Origin of the sequence: Amycolatopsis lexingtonensis (genome assembly GCF_014873755.1) — a bacterium.
In the GTDB taxonomy this organism is placed as follows: Bacteria; Actinomycetota; Actinomycetes; order Mycobacteriales; family Pseudonocardiaceae; genus Amycolatopsis; species Amycolatopsis lexingtonensis.
The window spans coordinates 855,971-873,010 of record NZ_JADBEG010000001.1 but is presented as its reverse complement, the minus strand read 5'-3'; the positions used below and the strand labels follow the sequence as shown (position 1 = coordinate 873,010).

The 17,040-nt window shown below is 72.4% G+C and carries 19 protein-coding genes; 12 read left to right on the top strand and 7 right to left on the bottom strand.

Annotated features, from left to right (window positions below):
• The first annotated feature begins 4 nt into the window (after positions 1 to 4).
• From H4696_RS04155 to H4696_RS04145, 3 genes are read left to right on the top strand one after another with little or no spacing between them, the layout of a single operon-like run.
• Entirely contained in the window at positions 5 to 172 is a 168-nt protein-coding gene (locus tag H4696_RS04155) for a hypothetical protein (RefSeq protein ID WP_166641521.1), read from the top strand.
• Positions 169 to 585, top strand: a complete 417-nt coding sequence (locus tag H4696_RS04150) for a hypothetical protein (RefSeq protein ID WP_086863338.1) — start codon at positions 169 to 171, stop codon at positions 583 to 585. The genes H4696_RS04155 and H4696_RS04150 overlap by 4 nt, the downstream gene beginning before the upstream one ends.
• The gene (locus H4696_RS04145; protein ID WP_086863337.1) at positions 582 to 944 is read left to right on the top strand and encodes a VOC family protein; all 363 of its coding nucleotides are present in this window, start codon (positions 582 to 584) and stop codon (positions 942 to 944) included. The genes H4696_RS04150 and H4696_RS04145 overlap by 4 nt, the downstream gene beginning before the upstream one ends.
• Before the next feature lies 1 nt (position 945).
• On the opposite strand, the gene H4696_RS04140 is transcribed toward H4696_RS04145, so the two are convergent.
• The 5 genes from H4696_RS04140 to H4696_RS04120 form a co-directional block, all read right to left on the bottom strand.
• Positions 946 to 1,368 carry a DUF6292 family protein gene (locus tag H4696_RS04140; RefSeq protein WP_086863336.1) on the bottom strand — a complete coding sequence of 141 codons (423 nt, stop codon included), beginning with the start codon at positions 1,366 to 1,368 and terminating at the stop codon, positions 946 to 948.
• Positions 1,369 to 1,457: 89 nt separating this feature from the next.
• Entirely contained in the window at positions 1,458 to 2,093 is a 636-nt protein-coding gene (locus H4696_RS04135; RefSeq protein WP_086863335.1) for a phosphoribosyltransferase, read from the bottom strand.
• Between the two features lie 16 nt (positions 2,094 to 2,109).
• On the bottom strand, positions 2,110 to 3,402 hold the full coding sequence (locus H4696_RS04130) for an erythromycin esterase family protein (protein ID WP_086863334.1): 1,293 nt from the start codon (positions 3,400 to 3,402) through the stop codon (positions 2,110 to 2,112).
• Between the two features lie 37 nt (positions 3,403 to 3,439).
• Entirely contained in the window at positions 3,440 to 3,778 is a 339-nt protein-coding gene (locus tag H4696_RS04125) for a hypothetical protein (protein WP_086863333.1), read from the bottom strand.
• A gap of 46 nt (positions 3,779 to 3,824) precedes the next feature.
• A complete protein-coding gene (locus tag H4696_RS04120; protein ID WP_086865671.1) occupies positions 3,825 to 4,361 on the bottom strand; it encodes a copper resistance CopC family protein in 537 nt (178 codons plus the stop codon).
• Positions 4,362 to 4,762: 401 nt separating this feature from the next.
• Between H4696_RS04120 and H4696_RS04115 the strand changes: the two genes are divergently transcribed.
• The 6 genes from H4696_RS04115 (at position 4,763) to H4696_RS04090 (ending at position 9,929) form a co-directional block, all read left to right on the top strand.
• Positions 4,763 to 5,374, top strand: coding sequence for a hypothetical protein (locus tag H4696_RS04115; protein ID WP_192782063.1), 612 nt, complete (start codon positions 4,763 to 4,765; stop codon positions 5,372 to 5,374).
• Positions 5,375 to 5,376: 2 nt separating this feature from the next.
• On the top strand, positions 5,377 to 6,285 hold the full coding sequence (locus H4696_RS04110) for a CopD family protein (RefSeq protein ID WP_192782993.1): 909 nt from the start codon (positions 5,377 to 5,379) through the stop codon (positions 6,283 to 6,285).
• A 27-nt stretch (positions 6,286 to 6,312) separates the two neighbouring features.
• On the top strand, positions 6,313 to 7,272 hold the full coding sequence (locus tag H4696_RS04105) for a cupredoxin domain-containing protein (RefSeq protein ID WP_192782062.1): 960 nt from the start codon (positions 6,313 to 6,315) through the stop codon (positions 7,270 to 7,272).
• A 63-nt stretch (positions 7,273 to 7,335) separates the two neighbouring features.
• Positions 7,336 to 7,791, top strand: coding sequence for a hypothetical protein (locus H4696_RS04100; RefSeq protein WP_192782061.1), 456 nt, complete (start codon positions 7,336 to 7,338; stop codon positions 7,789 to 7,791).
• The gene (locus H4696_RS04095; protein WP_192782060.1) at positions 7,788 to 8,402 is read left to right on the top strand and encodes a cupredoxin domain-containing protein; all 615 of its coding nucleotides are present in this window, start codon (positions 7,788 to 7,790) and stop codon (positions 8,400 to 8,402) included. The genes H4696_RS04100 and H4696_RS04095 overlap by 4 nt, the downstream gene beginning before the upstream one ends.
• 93 nt (positions 8,403 to 8,495) lie before the next feature.
• Positions 8,496 to 9,929 (top strand): glycoside hydrolase family 76 protein, encoded by a 1,434-nt coding sequence (locus H4696_RS04090; RefSeq protein ID WP_086864548.1) that lies wholly within the window; start codon positions 8,496 to 8,498, stop codon positions 9,927 to 9,929.
• Positions 9,930 to 10,064: 135 nt separating this feature from the next.
• Here the strand turns inward: H4696_RS04090 and htpG are convergent, their stop codons facing one another.
• Positions 10,065 to 11,960 carry a molecular chaperone HtpG gene (gene htpG / locus H4696_RS04085; RefSeq protein ID WP_192782059.1) on the bottom strand — a complete coding sequence of 632 codons (1,896 nt, stop codon included), beginning with the start codon at positions 11,958 to 11,960 and terminating at the stop codon, positions 10,065 to 10,067.
• 141 nt (positions 11,961 to 12,101) lie between these two features.
• Here htpG and H4696_RS04080 point away from each other — a divergent pair, with 141 nt between their 5' ends.
• From H4696_RS04080 to H4696_RS04070, 3 genes are all read left to right on the top strand, one after another.
• Positions 12,102 to 13,028, top strand: a complete 927-nt coding sequence (locus tag H4696_RS04080) for a CE1 family esterase (protein WP_143265508.1) — start codon at positions 12,102 to 12,104, stop codon at positions 13,026 to 13,028.
• A 63-nt stretch (positions 13,029 to 13,091) separates the two neighbouring features.
• A complete protein-coding gene (locus H4696_RS04075) occupies positions 13,092 to 13,553 on the top strand; it encodes an HNH endonuclease (protein ID WP_192782058.1) in 462 nt (153 codons plus the stop codon).
• 312 nt (positions 13,554 to 13,865) lie between these two features.
• Positions 13,866 to 15,206: a protein kinase domain-containing protein gene (locus H4696_RS04070; protein ID WP_192782057.1), complete on the top strand. Its 1,341-nt coding sequence runs from the start codon at positions 13,866 to 13,868 to the stop codon at positions 15,204 to 15,206.
• 9 nt (positions 15,207 to 15,215) lie between these two features.
• Here the strand turns inward: H4696_RS04070 and H4696_RS04065 are convergent, their stop codons facing one another.
• The gene (locus H4696_RS04065; RefSeq protein ID WP_086863807.1) at positions 15,216 to 17,039 is read right to left on the bottom strand and encodes a sialidase family protein; all 1,824 of its coding nucleotides are present in this window, start codon (positions 17,037 to 17,039) and stop codon (positions 15,216 to 15,218) included.
• Position 17,040: the final 1 nt, after the last annotated feature.

Here is a 17,040-nt window from a genome sequence, read left to right as displayed (position 1 = left end):
TCCCATGCACCGCGAAAGCGACCAGCATTCGCCGCGCGAGGACGACGAACTGAAGGCGGAGCTGCGCGGGACGCTGCAGGGCAACGGCCCGGCCCGCGCCGAGGAGTGGCGCGACCCCGAAAACGCCCCCGACGACGACACCGACGTCCCGCCGATCGGCGGCGGCGCATGACAACCGGCGGCACGGCGGCGCCCGCCGTCGTCGTGCACCACCGGCTCCACGCGGACTTCGCCGTCCCGTTCCCCTGGCTGCGCCGCCTGCTGGGCCCGCGCAGCGGCTTGGAGCTGGACACCGGCGGCCTGCGCGTCCGGTTCGGGCCCTGGCTGGTCGAGACCCCGCTGGACAACATCGCCGGCGCCGAAGCGACCGGCCCGTTCAGCCCCGTGCGCGCGCTCGGCGTCCGGCTGTCACTGGCCGACCGCGGCCTGACGTTCGGCACCACCACCCGCGGCGGCGTGTGCCTCCGCTTCCACGACCCCGTGCCCGGCATCGAACCGTGGGGCGTCCTCCTGCACCCGGGCCTGACCGTGACGGTCGCCGAACCCGAACTGGTCGCCGCGACGATCAACCGGATCGTGTCGTGACGGCCGCCCGCATCCTGGCCGTCGCGGTCGACTGCGATCAGCCCGACCTGCTCGCCGAGTTCTGGGCGAAGGCCATCGGCCACGGCGAAACCCGCACGTGGACCGACTCGCACGGCCTGAACTACCGGCAGCTGGACTTCGCCGACGGCCCCGCGCTGCTCTTCCAGCCGGTACCGGAGGGGAAATCCGGCAAGAACCGGCTGCACCTCGACCTGGCGCCGGAGGGGCTCGACCAGCGGGCGGAGGTGGAACGCCTGGTGATGCTGGGCGCGAAGGTTCTCGACGACCCGCCCGACGACCCGTGGATCGTGCTGGCGGACCCGGAGGGCAACGAGTTCTGCGTGCTCCCGCCGCGCTGACTCAGGCTTGGCCGACGGGGTCGGCGGCGTAGGCGGCCAGCCGGTCGTCGAAGCCGTCCGGGGCGCCCGGGGTGCGGAAGTCCGGTGGGTCGGGCCGGCCCGGGTAGCCCTCGCCGTACAGGTCGTTCACGAACGCCACGACCTCGTCCGGGGACGGCAGGACGTCCACGCCCAGGTAGGCGAGCGCGATGACTTCGTCGCCCGTCGCCGACTCGACCGCCGCCGACCAGCCGTCGCGCTCGTCCCACAGCAATGCGGCTTCGTGGTCCGGGAAGCGGTCGAGGCGCCGGTCGAGGGCCAGGTAGCCACTCGCGGGCACGGTCACCTCGCAGAACCAGGCGGGCACGTCCAGCTTGGCCGCGACGGCCAGCAGGTACTGCCGGAGCCCGCGCGCCGCCGCACCGAGTCCGTCCCGTTCGATCATCGCGTCCTGCCCATCCCGTCGGAGCCCCTGCCGGGTGATACCCCGTCACCCAGTCGGTCAATCCGGCCTGCCCCGGGCGGAGCAGCGCGTCACCGTTCGAGCAGGTCCAGCACGTCTTCGTCCCCGATCTGATGGAAATCCGCGTACCACTGGCCGACCGCGCGAAAGCTCGGCGGTTCGGCGACGCAGACGACGTCGTCGGCTTCCTCCAGCAGCCGCGAGGCCGCGCCGGGGGCGGCCACCGGGGCCGCGAACACCACCGTCCGGGGGTGCTCCGCGCGGAGTTCGCGCAGTGCCGCCGTTGCGGTGACGCCGGTGGCCAGCCCGTCATCGACGAGGACGACGTCGCGCCCGGCCAGGCGAACCGCGGGCCGGCCAGCGCGGTAACGCTCGAGCCGCCGTCGCGCTTCCGCCCGCTCCCGGTCCTCCGCCCGCGCCAGCCGGGCGGTGGTCAGGTTCAGCGCGCGCAGGATGGCTTCGTCGTAGTGCGCGGGGCCGTCCGGGGTCACCGCGCCGACCCCGTATTCGCGCCGCCCCGGCGCGCCGATCTTGCGCGCCACCACGACGTCCAGCTCCGCCCCGAGGAGGCGGGCGACCACCGCGGCCACCGGGACGCCGCCGCGGGCGAGCCCCAGCACCAGCGGGTCCACCCAGTTCCGGCGGCGCAGCTCGCCCGCCAGCCGCCGCCCGCCGTCGTCGCGGTCGGCGAACACCCGGCCGGCCATGGGCGCTCCCTCCGCGTCAGACCCCGCTCGGGTAAGTCTGCGCCTCTTCACCCGCTTCCGGCTCCCACTGGTGCAACGGCGTGCTCGCGGTCGTCTCGTCGCAGTGCACGAACGCGTCGTAGCGGGCCGAGGGCACGGTCGGGACGTACCCGCCGCCGCGGTGGACGACGCCGATCGCCCGGTGCTCGCGCAGCTCCTCCGCCCACGCGGTGTCTTCGGCGAAGACGTGCAGGCTCTCCTCCCCCGGCACGGCGTCGTGCAGGAGGCCTTCGAGACTGCCCGGGCGCGCCGGCTCGACCGGCATCCGGCGCACCGCCCCGCCCCAGTGGTCGGCCGCGAGCACCGAACCGCGGAAGGTGCCGAAGCCGACCGTGACCACGCCGTCGGCCGCGTGCCGTTCCCGGACCAGCTGGCCGAGGTTGAGCATCCCGGCCGCGGCCATGTCGGTCGCGCGCGCGTCGCCGACGTGCGAGTTGTGCGCCCACACCACGGCTTTCGAGTGCGGGCCGTAGGCGCGCAGCAGCCGGTCGAGGGTGTCGCTCATGTGCGTGTCCCGCGTGTTCCAGGACCGCGCGCCACCCCGGACCATTTCCCGGTAGTAGCGTTCCGCGCCCGCGACGACTTCGGCGTTCTGCTCGGCGACGAAGGCCGGGCCGAGCCCCGGCACGCTGTCGGCGGGCGCGGCGGACCGCAGCTCGGTCAGCAGCCGCACGACTTCCTCGCGGCAGTTCTCCGGCACCAGTTCGGCGGAAACCCCGTAGCCGCGCGGATCTTCGCCGAACGGTTCGAAGCAGCGGAACGCCCGCAGCGCCGCCTCGACGTGCCCGGGCGCGTGGGCGCGGACGTAGCCGAGGACACCGCGCAGCGATTCCCCGAGGCTGTAGACGTCGAGGCCGTGGAACCCGCACGGCGGCCCGTCGCCGGTGGCGTTGAAGGACCGCAGCCAGGCCGCGAACTCGGCCACTTCTTCGTTGGCCCACAACCAGGTCGGCCACCGCCGGAAGCCCCAGAGCACCTGCCCGGGGTCGTTGGGCGCGCCCGGCGCCCCGACGGCGCAGCAGTGCACCCGATGACACTCCGGCCAGTCCCCTTCGACGGCGACGAACGAGAAGTCCCGTTCGGCGAGCAGCCGCCGGGTGAGCTCGGCGCGCCACCGGTAGAACTCGGCGGTGCCGTGGGTCGCTTCGCCCAGCAGCACGATCCGCGCGTGGCCGATCCGCCGGACCAGCGGGTCGAGGTCCTGCGGGCTGCGCAGCGGTGCGGCCGACTCGCGGATCGCCGTCACTTCGTCGAGCACGGTTCCGGACATGCCTGACGCATTCCCGTTGTGACGGCGGGCGAAACGCTCAGGGGCGCCAGTCGTCCTGCCAATCGGGGTGCGCTTCGTACACCGACGCGATCAGCTTCACCGACGTGTCGTCGTGGGCGTCGCGGATCTCGCGGCGCAGGAATTCGGCCTTCTCGGCGAACGGCACGGGGTGCCGGTCCTCCATCGCTTCGACCGGGCCGCCGGCGAGCAGCAGGCCGTCGCCGTCGTCGGCGTACATGATCCGCAGCCTGCCCCGCCGCTCGGCCTCGTCGAGCAGGGGCAGCTCGCCGGCCCGGACGCGTTCCTCGTCTTCCTCCAGCCGCGCGAGCACGAACTCGTCGAGCTGCGCGGCCCGGGTGTCGTCGAGATGAGTCATGGCGGGTGGATACCCGCCGGCCGGCGAGCGCACACACCGCCGTGGCTCAGGTGTTCGCGCGCGCCACGCGCCGGGCCACGGCGAACCCGGTGCCGAGCAGGACGGCGCCGCCGGTGACCCAGGGCCACCAGGGCACGGAAGTGTCGACGGCCGGGCTCGCCGCCATGGTGGCGGCCGCCGCCGCCGTCGCCGGCCCCGCCACCGTCAGCCGGAACGGGATCGCGCCGGACACCGGGTGGCCGTCCCCGGAGGTGACGCGGTAGCGGATCGTGTAGCCCCCGGCCGGGCCGAGCGGGCGCAGCGGCGCGGAAACCCGACCGTCCACAACGGACACCGGGCCGCCCTCCCAGTGCGACGCGCCGTCGGGCCCGAGCACGGCGAGCTCGGTGAACCGGTTCTCCACCGGCTCGTTGAACTCGAGCACCACTTCGGCCGGCGACGCGGTGACCGCCGCGTCCTTCGCCGGCGAACTGGAGATCAGCACGCTGTGCGCGGCCGCGGCGGGCGCGCACAGCAGGACGGCGCTGCCGGCGGCGGCCAGCGCGGCGGCGACGCGGACGGGAAAAGACCACCGGAAAGACATGATTTCCTCGCGTTCTCGGGATTCGCGGAACAGGCGGGCGTCACGGAACGGTAGTGATCTCGTCCGGCCGCACAACGGTGAACCGTGAAACGACTGCGTTAAGCAATTCTCACCGCCTCGGCGGACCCGCTCCCGCGAACTGGGCGAAACGGACGGTTGCTCCACGGGTTAGCCACCCCGGTCACCCGTTTGGTCCAGTTTCCGGAGCGTTCGGCGCAGCATCTCACCGAGCCGGGCCGCCGAATGGCCGGCCAACTTAACCTGCGCTTCACGTGAAGAACACTCCTCGAAACCGGGCTGCTGGTTTTCTGCTCTCCACATTCCCGTGTTCCCCGGCCGCTCCGGCATTCCGGCGCATTCCATTCCGGGCGAACGGATTCCTGCTCTTGGGAGGACCGAACGTGCGAGGTCTCGCAGTGCGCCGCGACCACGTCATCGCCGCGAGCCTGGCCGGCGCGGTCGTGGTCGTCGTCGGCTACGCGTCCGGCATCGGACTGCACCCCGGCGGCGCCGCCGACGCGGCCACCCCACCGCCGATCGCGGACGGCGGACACCAGGCCACGGTCGAAACCCCGGGCGCCACACCATTACCCTCGGCCTTGCCGCCATCGGACGTCCCGGTTTCCCCGCTCCCCGCGGACCCGGTGGTCCCGGCGGGCGATCAGCCGGCGATGCCGATGCCCACCCCGCCCGGCGACGTCGTGGTGACACCGCCCCTCGACCCCGGCACCCCGGCACCGCCACCGGGGACGACCCCGCCACCGCGAACGGAACCGCCACCGGGCACCGGCGTCCCCGCGTGCCAACCCGGTGCGGCGCAACAGGTCCTGGACACCGTCGGCGGCCTGCCGGTGCTGGGCGCCGTCACCACCGGCCTCGGCGTCACCGGCCCGGACGGCGTCGGCGCGCTCGTCCTGGGGTACTGCCGGACGCCCGACGGCGCTCTCGAACCCGCCATGGTGCCCGCCGCCGCGGTCGGGATCCCGGCCTCGACCGTCCCGAGTGGACGGTGAGCGTGGATCCCGTCAAGGCGTGGTACGTGCTCGCCCGCACCACCGACTACGCCGGCCTGACGCTGTTCGCCGGCGGGCTGCTGTTCCTCGCCGTGCTCTGGCCGGCCGGCGCCGGGCACCGCGGCGCCCGGTCGGTGCTGGTGACGGGCTGGCTCCTCGGCCTGCTGGGCACCCTCGCCGGGCTCGGCCTGCAAGCCGCGTGGGCGGCGCAACGCCCAGCCGCGGACTTCCTGGCGCTGGACCTGCTCGGTGAGGCCCTCGGCAGCCAGTTCGGGCGGATCTGGTTCGCCAGGGCCCTGCTGTGGCTGCTCGGCGGGGTCGTGCTGGCCTGGCTGCTGCAGCGCGGCCGCGACGCGGCGACGGCGTTGCCCTGGCGCGCCGCGGCCGGCGCGATCGTGCTCGGACTGCTTCGCACCACCGGTCTCACCGGCCACGCGGCCGAGAGCACCCGGCCGTGGCTGTCGCAGATCGCGGATTTCGCCCACCTCGCGGGCGCTTCCGCGTGGATCGGCGGCTTGGCCGTGCTGCTGTTCGGCGTCCTCGCCCGCCGCGATCCCGAAGAGCTCGCCACGGTGATCCCGCGCTATTCGAAACTGGCGATGGTCTCGGTCGCCGTGGTGGTCGCCGCGGGCGTGGTGCTCGCGTGGCAGACCCTCGGCGGCATCGGCCGGGTGTTCGGCACCGCCTACGGACAGACCCTCCTGATCAAGCTCGGCGTGCTCGCGGTCGTGCTCCTCGCCGCGCAAGCCAGCCGCAGCTGGGTCGGCCGCCGCCTCGATTTCGCCGTCGTCCTGCGCGGGGACGCCGGCACCGTCCGCCCGTTCGTCCACTCCGTCGCCGCCGAAACCACGCTCGTCATCGTGGTTCTCCTCGCGGCGAGCTTCCTCGTCACGGCCAGCCCCGGCCGCTGATCGCACACCCTGCGAAAGGAGTCCTCAATGGACAACCCCCACGTCTCCCCCGGGCAACCGGAGGAGGTGCGGCGCCGACGGCACTGGCCGGTCGCCGTGGCGATCCTCGCCCTGGCGGTCGCGTTGTTCAGCATCGCCACGCTCCGCGGCGGCTCGAGTGAGCAGGCGGCCCCGGCGCAAGCCGCGGACGTCGACCTCGCGGCGCTGGCGAAGCAGAGCCCGCTCGCCGTGCCGCTGTACCAGGGCCTCGCCCAGGAACAGGCCGCGCCGGCCGCCGCCACGGGCTCGGCGAAATCCGTCGAAGCGATGGGGTACAAGTTCTCCCCGGCGAGCCTGACCATCGCCGTCGGCGACACGGTGACGTGGACCAACCACGACACCGCCCCGCACAACATCGTGGTCACCGACGGCCCGGAGAAGTTCACGTCCCCGACGCTGCAGACGGGGCAGACCTTCAGCCACACCTTCACCCAAGCCGGGACCTACTCCTACTACTGCGCGATCCACCCGGACATGAAGGCGACCGTCACCGTGACCGGCTCGGCACCGACCAGTGCCCCGCCGACCTCGGCCCCGACGTCCGCCCCGACCTCGGCGCCGAGCCACTCGATGCCGATGCCGTCCACCCCGGCCGGCGGCTCCTGCGTGCCGAAGGCGGTCCTGCAGCCGATCCTCGACCACGTCAAGAGCGCGCACCTGGAGACCTCTCCCGGGCAGCAGGTGCAGGACATCCTGAGCCTGGACCAGTACATCAAGACGCACACGGTGTGGCTGGAAACCGTGCTCGCCCCGGCGTTCGACGGATCGGGCGGGAAGGTACTCACCGACACGCTCGCGCCGATCGTCGCGCACATCAAGAGCGCGCACCTGGAGACGTCGCTGGGCCAGCAGGTGACCGACCTGCTGAACCTCGACCAGTACGTCAAGACGCACACGGTGTGGCTCGAATCCGTGCTCACGCCGCTGCTGAACCAGGCGAGCTGCTGACCGCGGCGGGTGGCCCGGTTCGCGCCGGGCCACCCGCCCCCCCCTTCCCGGAGGAACTCCCCCATGACCGACACTGCCGTCCTGCCCGCCCCGCCCGGGACGGGCTACACCCTGCGCCGCGACCGGTGCGTCATCGAGATCTCCCCGCGTCCGCCGCTCGTCCGCGGCCGGCTCACCGCGACCGCGGGACACTGGACCCCCGGTTCGGCGCTCACGGTCACCTTCGACGGCTCGGTGCGGACCGGGATCCCGTTACTGGGCCGGGTGTTCCGCGGCGGCGAACTCACCTTCTCCGCCGACGAAGTCGCGGAGGACCCCTTCGTGGTCGAGGGCCACGTCGCCGGCCGCGAGGTCAGCCTGCGCGGCGACGTCCGGCACCGCGACGAAGACGGCGTCGTCGTCTGGGCCGCCGGGCACGTGCTCCCGTCCCAGCGCATGCCGCGCCGGGCGCGCCGGATCACGCGGCTGCTCGCCCGCCGCCGGCTGCGCGTCGAGATCGCGATCGAGTTCGTCCGATGAGGCGGACCGCCGCGCTGGTCCTCGCCGGCCTGCTGCTGTTCTTGACCGCCCCGGCCACCGCGGTCGCGGCGACGCAGCAGGTGATGATGCAGGGCTACGCCTACTCCCCCGCCTCGCTGACCGTCCGGGTCGGTGACACGGTCACCTGGACGCAGCACGACGACGCACCGCACGACGTCGTCACGACGAGCGCGCCGGTGGCGTTCCGGAGCCCGCGGCTGTCGGCGGGCCAAAGCTGGAGCTACACGTTCCGGCAGCCGGGCACCTACGCCTACTACTGCTCGGTGCACCCGGACATGCGGGCGTCGGTTACGGTCCTGCCCGCGGCCACGACGGCCCCGCCGAAGCCGGCGAGCACGCCGGTGGCGACGAAGCCCGCGCCGGCCCGGACCACCGCGACCACCCCGACGTCCGGCGCGGCGGCGGCCTCGGTGGGAACCACCTCGCCGTCCGTCACCACGACCGCCGCCGCCCCCGCACCGGAGCAGCCCGCCGTCCAGCAGGCGACCGCGGCCGCGTCGCCGACCTTGGACCCCATGCTGCTGGTGGCCGGGCTCGTCACCGGGATCGCGGTGCTGTGCCTGCTCCTGCTCGGCTCCCGGCGGGCGTGAATTCCTGTCCGGAACCTGTCCCGCAAAGGACTGGACCAACCGGTTTTCCCTGTTACAAAGGAAAGCATCGCCCTTCAGCGCGGAAGGTGACCGATGCACATCCTGGCTCCCCTGCTCACCCTCGTCCTGGCCGCCACCCCGGCACCGACCCCGTCGCCGGTCGCTCCCCTGGCCACGATCTGCGACAAGTACTGCGACGCCCGGGATCCCGCCCTCTCCCCCGGCGATCGCGAAGGCGCTTCGGCGAGCATCGGCGGACGCCGGCTCTCGCTGCACCTCGACGACGCCGACGACATGGGCTGGGCGGCGATCACCGGCGGTGCGGCCGGCGACCACGTCTGGCTGGACCGCTCGTTCGACGCCGGCCGGACGTGGGCGAGCGGCAGCAAGCTCGGTGACACCGCGACACCGGCGGGCGCGACCGGCTGGCGGACCCTGATGTACAACGCCGACGACTGGGCGAACAAGGGCGTCGGCCTGCTGCGCGCCTGCGGGCAGCCCGCCGGTTCGGGGAGCATCGCCTGCACCGGCTGGGCGCGCCCGACGTGGAACGCGTGGGACCGCCGCACCGCGGCCGCCACCGCGCTGATGGAGCGGTACAACCTCGGCACCGGCCTGTTCGACACCACCGGCTGGTGGAACTCGGCCAACGCCCTGACCGCGATCATCGACAACGTCCGGATCAGCGGCATGGGCAGCTACCGGTACGCGATCGACACGACGTACACGAAGAACCTCGCGGCACAGGGCGGCCAGTTCCGCAACGACTACCTGGACGACACCGGGTGGTGGGGCCTCGCGTGGGTCGACGCCTACGACCTGACCGGCGACGGCAAGTACCTCAACACCGCCCGCGCCGACGCGGACCACATGTACGCCTACTGGGACGGCGTCTGCGGCGGCGGGGTCTGGTGGAGCACGAGCCGCGGCTACAAGAACGCGATCCCGAACTCGCTGTACGTCCAGCTGAACGCGGCCCTGCACAACCGGATCCCGGGCGACACGGTGTACCTGGCGCGCGCCCGCGCGGGGTGGTCGTGGTTCGCGGGCTCCGGGATGATCAACGGCTCGAACCTGGTCAACGACGGCCTGACGTCGGCCTGCGCGAACAACGGCCAGGCGGTCTGGAGTTACAACCAGGGCGTGCCGCTGGCGGCGTTGACCGAGCTGTACCGCGCGACCGGCGACGCCGCGCTGCTGACGAAAGCCCGCACGATGGCGAACGCGTCGACGACGAACGGCTCCCTCAACCCGGGCGGCATCCTCCGCGACCCGGGCGAGACGGCGGGTGGCGGCGGCGCGGACGGCCCGACGTTCAAGGGGGTGTACGTCCGCGACCTGGCGGTGCTGAACGCGGCCCTTGCGGATCGGCCGTACACGGGTTATCTGCAGCGCCAGGCGAACTCGGCGTACGCGAACGACCGCAACAGCGCCGAGGCGTACGGGCTGCTGTGGGCGGGCCCGTTCGACCAGGCCGACGCCGCCCGGCAGCAGAGCGCGCTGGACCTGATGAACGCGGCACCGTGACCGCCTGCGGTGTCTTGAATGAGTCATTCAGGACCTCCGAGGACCTGAATGACTCATTCAAGACGTCGGCCGCGCCGATCCGGCAATGCGGCACCCTGACGGCCCGGGCGGGTGCGGCCCGCCCGGGCCCCGGTGTCAGAGGGTCTTCTCCAGCCGGCCCGCCAGCAGCTTGATGAACCGCGACGGGTCGGCCAGCTCGCCGCCCTCGGCGAGCAGCGCCATGCCGTAGAGCAGCTCGGCCGTCTCGGCCAGCCCCTCGTCCTCCGGCCGCGCCGCGTGCGCTTCCCGGAGGCCGGTGACCAGGCCGTGCTCCGGGTTCAGCTCCAGGATCCGCTTGATCGGCGGCAGCTCCTGCCCCATCGCGCGGTACATCTTCTCGAGCGTCGGCGTCAGGTCGTGGGTGTCCCCGACGATGCAGGCCGGCGACGTCGTCAGCCGCGACGAGAGCCGCACCTCCTTGACGTTCTCGCCCAGCGCCGTGCCCATCCACGACAGCAGGCCCTCGAAGTCCTTGTTCTGCTGCTCGCGGGCGACCTCGGTGGCCTTCTTGTCCTCGTCCGACTCCAGGTCGACCTGGCCCTTGGCGATCGACTGGAACTGCTTGCCGTCGAAGCCCGGGACCGCGTCGACCCACATCTCGTCGATCGGGTCGGTCAGGACCAGCACCTCGAAGCCCTTCGCCCGGAAGGCCTCCATGTGCGGCGAGTTCTCGATGGCCGAGCGCGACTCGCCGGTCATGAAGTAGATGTGCTCCTGGCCGTCCTTCATCCGCTCGACGTACTCGCGCAGCGAGGTCGGCTTCTCGGCGTCGTGCGTCGAGGCGAACGACGAGATCTCGAGGATGGCTTCGCGGTTCTCGAAGTCGTCGAGCAGACCCTCCTTGACCGCACGGCCGAACTCGCGCCAGAACGTCGCGTACTTCTCGGCGTCGGCGGTCATCATCGTCTTGACCGTCGAGAGCACCTTCTTCACCAGGCGGCGGCGGATCAGCTGGATCTGCCGGTCCTGCTGCAGGATCTCGCGCGACACGTTGAGCGAGAGGTCCTGGGCGTCGACGACACCCTTGACGAACCGCAGGTACTCGGGGACGAGCGACTCGCAGTCGTCCATGATGAAGACGCGCTTCACGTACAGCTGGACGCCGCGCTTGCGCTCGCGCAGGAACAGGTCCATCGGCGCGTGCGACGGCAGGAACAGCAGCGCCTGGTACTCGAACGTCCCCTCGGCCTGCAGCCGGATGGTCTCCAGGGGGTCCTGCCAGTCGTGGCTGACGTGCTTGTAGAACTCGTGGTACTCGTCCTCGGTGACCTCGCTGGCCGAGCGCGCCCACAGCGCCTTCATCGAGTTGACGGTCTCCGGCGCGGCGTCCTCGCCCTCGCCGGTCATCCGGATGGGCCAGGTGATGAAGTCCGAGTACTTCTTCACGATCTCCCGGATCTTCGCCGGGGACGTGTAGTCGTACAGGTGGTCCTCGGCGTCCTCGGGCTTGAGGTGCAGCGTGACCGCGGTGCCCTGCGGCGCGTCCTCGACCTCCTGGATCGTGTAGGTGCCCTCGCCGGTCGACTCCCAGCGGACGCCCTCGCCGGTGCCCGCCTTGCGCGTCACCAGCGTGACCTTGTCCGCGACCATGAAGCTGGCGTAGAAGCCGACGCCGAACTGGCCGATCAGGTCCTGCGACGCCGCGGCGTCCTTCGCCTCCTTCAGCTTGGTCAGGAAGTCGGCGGTGCCCGACTTGGCGATCGTGCCGATCAGGGCGACGACCTCCTCGCGGGTCATGCCGATGCCGTTGTCGCGCACCGTCAGCGTCCGGGCCGCCGGATCCGTCTCGAGCTCGATGTGCAGGTCGGACGTGTCCGCTTCGAGGTCCTTGTCGCGGTACGACTCCAGGCGCAGCTTGTCGAGCGCGTCGGAGGCGTTGGAGACGAGCTCGCGCAGGAACGTGTCCTTGTTCGAGTAGATCGAATGGATCATCAGCTGGAGCAGCTGACGCGCTTCCGACTGGAACTCGAGCGTCTCGATCGGGGTGGTCACTTCCGGTCCTTTCCGGTTTTCTCGGCCGAAGGGTGGGTCGATCCTACCGAGCCCGGCCGCGCACTTTATGAACGCAATGTAGGAGGGCCCGCGACCTGGTGTGATGCTGGCCACGCCCCGCTGCCGATCAAGGAGGATCGAGTGCCCGGACGCCTTCCCCGGTGGGCCGCCGCGTTCGCCGCGGCCTGTGCCCTGACCACCGCCTTCGCCGCCCCCACCGCCGCGGCGGGCGTCGCCGACCACCCGGTCCGCACCACCGGCTGCGGGCGCACCCCCGGCATCCCGCCCGGGGCGACGACGACCCGGCACGTCGTCTCGGGCGGCCTGGACCGCGAGTACACCGTCCACCTGCCCGCCCGCTACGACGCCCACCGGCCGTACCCGCTCGTGCTGTCGTTCCACGGGCACAAGCGGACGTCCCAGTACCAGGAGGAGCTGTCCGGTTTCTCGGCGCTGGACGCGATCTCGGTGTACCCCCAGGGCCTGATCGGCACGGACGGCGAGTCGGCTTGGACCGGGGCGCCCTACTCGGCCGCCGCCGACGACGTCCTGTTCACCAGCGACCTGCTGAACTCGCTGCAGCGCACGCTGTGCGTCGACGCCGGGCGCATCTACGCGGCGGGCAAGTCCAACGGCGGCGGGTTCGTCGGGGTGCTGGCGTGCCGCCTGGCGGGCCGGATCGCGGCGTTCGCCCCGGTGTCGGGCGCGTTCTACCCGCAGGGCGGCGCGTGCGACCCGAGCCGCCCGGTGCCGGTGCTGGACTTCCACGGCACCGCCGACACCACGATCCCGTACGCCGGCAACCCGGCCAAGGGCCTGCCTGCCATCCCGGACTGGCTGGCGGCTTGGTCCACAAGGGACGGTTGCCGCCCGGAGCCGGTGTCGTGGACGCCGGTGCCCGGGGTCGTGGCGCAGAAGTGGCTCGGCTGCGCGCTCGAGCACTACCGCGTCGAAGGCGCCGGGCACGTCTGGCCGAGCACGCAGCCGAACAACGACTCGGCCACGCCGACGGTGATCGACGCGACGCCGGTCATCTGGCGGTTCTTCCGCGCGCATCCCCTGCGGTGAAACACGATTGACGCGGCTCTTTCCCCTCGGCGACGATTTTCGCCGAGAGGAAAGAGGTGTGTTGTGAAGGTGCTCGTCCTGAACGCCGGTTACGAACCGCTCCAGACGGTTTCGGTGCCGCACGCGATCCGCATGCTGGTGCGGCACGTCGCGGAGATCCACGAGGCCGAAGACGGTCTCGCGTACGGCTTGTTCCCGCGCCCGAAGATCGTGCGGTTGCTGCGGTACGTGGTGATGAAGTGGCGATATACGCAGCCGCCGCGCTGGTCCCGCCGCGGCGTCCTCACCCGCGACGGCCACCGCTGCGCGTACTGCGGCGCCCGCGCCACGACGATCGACCACGTGGTCCCGCTGAGCCGCGGCGGCGAGCGCACGTCGTGGCTGAACACGGTCGCGGCGTGCGGCGGCGCGGCCCGCAGCTGCAACGCGCGGAAGGCGGACAAACTGCCGGCGGAGGCCGGGATGAAGCTGAGGTTCACGCCGTACGTGCCGGCTTGGGACCAGCTGCACCGGCCGGGCGCGTGAGACCGCGGCCTGCCCGCTGCTTCGGCGGTGGGTGGGCCGCGGGAGTCGCTGGTCGGCGCCGGGGTGCGCACGTCGGGGCCCGCATCCCGGCGAGCGGGTCGGGCAGCCGATGCCGGGCCGCCCGCCCGCCGCAACCAGGCCCGTTCATCGGCGCCACAGCCGACTGGCCGCGACCGGCGCATCGGCCGGAAGGCCGCGGCAGCCCGCATCCGGCAACCGGGCCCGCTCCTCGGCGGCACCTCCCGCACCTCGATAAGCTCGAACCGATCGTTCCCCGCATCCGTGTGTTCCGGGGAAGGCCGGGAGGTCGTCGTGACCGACGCAGGAGAGCTGATCGCCGGGCGCTACCGGCTGACGATGAGGATCGGCCAAGGCGCCATGGGCGTCGTCTGGCGGGCTCGTGACGAGCGGCTCGACCGGGTCGTCGCGGTCAAGCAGCTGGACTACGACGCCGCCATCGGGGAGGCCGCCGGGGAGCAGGCGGCCGAGCGCGCGCTGCGCGAAGCACGGCTCACCGCCCGCCTGCGGCACCCGCACGCCATCACCGTGCACGACGTCGTCGAGCAGGACGGCGAGCCGTACCTGGTCATGGAGTACCTGCCGTCGCGGAGCCTGGCCGAGATCCTGCTCGACCGCGAGTGCCTGCCCGCCGAAGACGTCGCGCGCATCGGCAGGCAGACCGCGTCGGCGCTCGCCGCGGCGCACGCCGAGGGCATCGTGCACCGGGACGTCACGCCCGGGAACGTCCTCATCGGCGAGGACGGCGTCGCCAAGATCGCCGACTTCGGCATCTCCCGGGCGACCGGCGAAGGCACCGTGACCGGCGGCGGGTTCATCGCGGGCACCCCCGCTTATCTCTCCCCCGAGGTCGCCAACGGCCGCGAGGCAGGCTTCCCCGCCGACGTCTTCTCCCTCGGCTCGACGCTCTACCGCGCGCTGGAAGGCACGCCCCCGTTCGGCACCGACGACAACGCGATCGCCCTCCTCCTGCGCGTCGCCCGCGAAGACGTCACGCCGCCCCGGCACGACGGCCCGCTCGCCGAGGTCCTCACCCGTATGCTCCAGCGCGACCCGGCCGCGCGGCCGTCGATGGCGGAGGTCCAGCAGCTGTTCGAGGCGGTCACCGACGGCCGCCCGCTACCGCCCCCGCGCCCCCGGCCGCGCACGGGCACGCGGCTGCTGCGCGTCCGCCGGCCTCGGCGCCGACTGGTGCTGGCCGTCGCGGCCGGCGCCGTCCTGCTGGCGGCGGGGGTGCTGATCGGGACGGCCCTGGTGCCCGACTCGGCACCGGTGGTCGCCGCGCCGGTCACCTCACCGCCGCCGCCCACCCCGACCACCGCCGCCGACCTCGGCTGCGCGGCCAGCTACGAGGTGACGAACTCCTGGCCGGGCGGCTACCAGGTGCAGGTGACCGTCCGCAACGACCACCGCGAGGACCTCTCCGGCTGGAGCGTCCGCTGGTCCCTCCCGGACGGCCACCACATCACCGGCTTGTGGAACGGCGACTACACCGTGGACGGCTCCACCGTCACGGTCGACAACGCGGCGTGGAACGCCAAACTCAACGCCAACGCGACGACGACGTTCGGCTTCATCGCCCTGGCCCAGAGCAGCGACGCCGGCCGCCCGGCCGTCACCTGCCGGACGCTCTGACCAGCGGCTTCAGCCGCGGAGCCGGTCGAACGGCAGCCGCAGTACCTGGCCCGCCGGAACGGGTGCGTTCCCAAGCCGGATCGCGTCCAGCTCGGCGGCCGTCAACGCCCGGCGGTAGAACCCGACCTCGTCGAACGAGCCGTTCCAGCGGAACTGGTTGTCCAGCCGCTGGCCGAGCTGCAGCTGGAACGACACCGTCTGGCTCACCGAACCCGTCACGGCGGCACCGGAAGCGACCTGCACACCGTCGACCCACAGCAGCAGCTTCCCGCCGGTGCGCTCCAGCGCGATGTGGTGCCACGCCTGGTCGTCGTACGCCTGCGCGGTCGTGATCGATGCGCTTCCGGCGGCCGTGGTCATCATCGCGAGCAGCCGGTGGTTCGCCGGTTCGCCGCGCAGCCACAGCTGCGGGGCGGTGCCGCCCATCCCGCCGAGCCAGAACAGCACCTGGTTGCCCTTCGAGGCGCCGTAGCGGAACCAGCCCGTCCACGTCAGGTCGCCGTCGCCCGGGGGTTGCGCCGGGTCGTAGGGAACACGGACGTAGTCGTCGACGCCGTCCAGGGAAACGGCGCCACCGAAGCGCCCCGCAGCAAGGGAAGCACCGCCGAGCACCCGCGCGTCGGCGTGGCCGGAAACGTCCGGTGTGGACGGTCCCGCCGAGTTGTGCCACCCCAGGTACGACTCGTCGAACCGCGCGAAGCGGATCTCGTCCCGGGCGTCGACCGCGCCGCCTTCGTACAGGAGCCCGATCCGCGCACCGGCGATCTGCACCAGGTCCGAGTAGCCCGACCAGTCCGTGGTGATCCGCGTGCCCTGCTCGGCGTTCTCCCACGTCCGGCCGCCGTCGTACGACGACCGGAGCATCATCCACCGCCGCCGGTCGGTGTCCGACGGCGACGAGAACAGCAGGCGGTTGCCGACCCGCAGCACCGCGCCCTGCACCATCGGCGTCACCAGGTCGGGGATGGTGGTGAAGGACCTGGAGAACGTCTCACCACCGTCGCGGCTGATGGCGTAGTCGCGGTTGCCGATATCGGTGCCGCCCTGCTCGCGGCCGCCGGCGTAGATCGACCCGTCGGCCAGCTCGGCGACGGTGACCTCGGACGGCTTCTGGGTGTACGTACCGCCGACCGGGTGGGGGTAGCTGTTCACCGCGCCGACGTGCCAGCTGCGCCCGCCGTCGTCGCTGTAGACGAGCCCCGCGTGGTTCTCGATCGAATGCGTGCCGTCGCTGGTTTCCGCGTTGACGCCGAACACGAGCCGGCCCGCGTGGCGGCCACGCGTCAGCTGGATCCCGTGCACCGGACCGGACGCGTACCACGAGTCCCAGTCCGGCAGCTTCGCCTGCGCGCTGATGTCGACGGGCGTCGACCAGGTCAGGCCGTCGTCGTCGCTGTACTGGGAATGCGGGGTGCGCGGGCAGGGCACATCGCAGCCCTTGTCGTCGTCACGTCCCTTGTTGTACGTCGTGATCAGCACGATCCGGCCGGTGCGGCTGTCCACAATGGGCACCGGGTTGCCGTGGGTGTCCCCGCCGCCGCGGTTGACCACCTGCAGCGGCGACCACGTCTTGCCGCCGTCGGTGGACCGCTTGAGCACGAGGTCGATGTCGCCGGTGTCGCCGCAGTTGTCGATGCGGCCCTCGGCGAACGCGAGCAGCGTGCCGTGCGCGGACCGCACGATCGCCGGGATCCGGAAGCAGCTGTACCCCGGGTCCTGCGCCGCCTTGAACAGCACCTGCTGCTCGAACATCGGCTCGGCCTGCGCCGGGCTCACCGCGAGCAGCGAGCCCGCCAGGGCCAGCAAAGCGGCCCAGCTCCCCAGTGTTCTCATT

Bases quoted from the DNA above. Each gene is read 5' to 3' on its own strand.
- H4696_RS04155 (WP_166641521.1), top strand. From the start codon at position 5: ATGCACCGCGAAAGCGACCAGCATTCGCCGCGCGAGGACGACGAACTG.
- H4696_RS04120 (WP_086865671.1), bottom strand. From the start codon at position 4,361: ATGTCTTTCCGGTGGTCTTTTCCCGTCCGCGTCGCCGCCGCGCTGGCC.
- H4696_RS04130 (WP_086863334.1), bottom strand. From the start codon at position 3,402: ATGTCCGGAACCGTGCTCGACGAAGTGACGGCGATCCGCGAGTCGGCC.
- H4696_RS04090 (WP_086864548.1), top strand. From the start codon at position 8,496: ATGCACATCCTGGCTCCCCTGCTCACCCTCGTCCTGGCCGCCACCCCG.
- H4696_RS04100 (WP_192782061.1), top strand. From the start codon at position 7,336: ATGACCGACACTGCCGTCCTGCCCGCCCCGCCCGGGACGGGCTACACC.
- H4696_RS04095 (WP_192782060.1), top strand. From the start codon at position 7,788: ATGAGGCGGACCGCCGCGCTGGTCCTCGCCGGCCTGCTGCTGTTCTTG.
- H4696_RS04125 (WP_086863333.1), bottom strand. From the start codon at position 3,778: ATGACTCATCTCGACGACACCCGGGCCGCGCAGCTCGACGAGTTCGTG.
- H4696_RS04065 (WP_086863807.1), bottom strand. From the start codon at position 17,039: ATGAGAACACTGGGGAGCTGGGCCGCTTTGCTGGCCCTGGCGGGCTCG.
- H4696_RS04140 (WP_086863336.1), bottom strand. From the start codon at position 1,368: ATGATCGAACGGGACGGACTCGGTGCGGCGGCGCGCGGGCTCCGGCAG.
- H4696_RS04135 (WP_086863335.1), bottom strand. From the start codon at position 2,093: ATGGCCGGCCGGGTGTTCGCCGACCGCGACGACGGCGGGCGGCGGCTG.
- H4696_RS04150 (WP_086863338.1), top strand. From the start codon at position 169: ATGACAACCGGCGGCACGGCGGCGCCCGCCGTCGTCGTGCACCACCGG.
- H4696_RS04105 (WP_192782062.1), top strand. From the start codon at position 6,313: ATGGACAACCCCCACGTCTCCCCCGGGCAACCGGAGGAGGTGCGGCGC.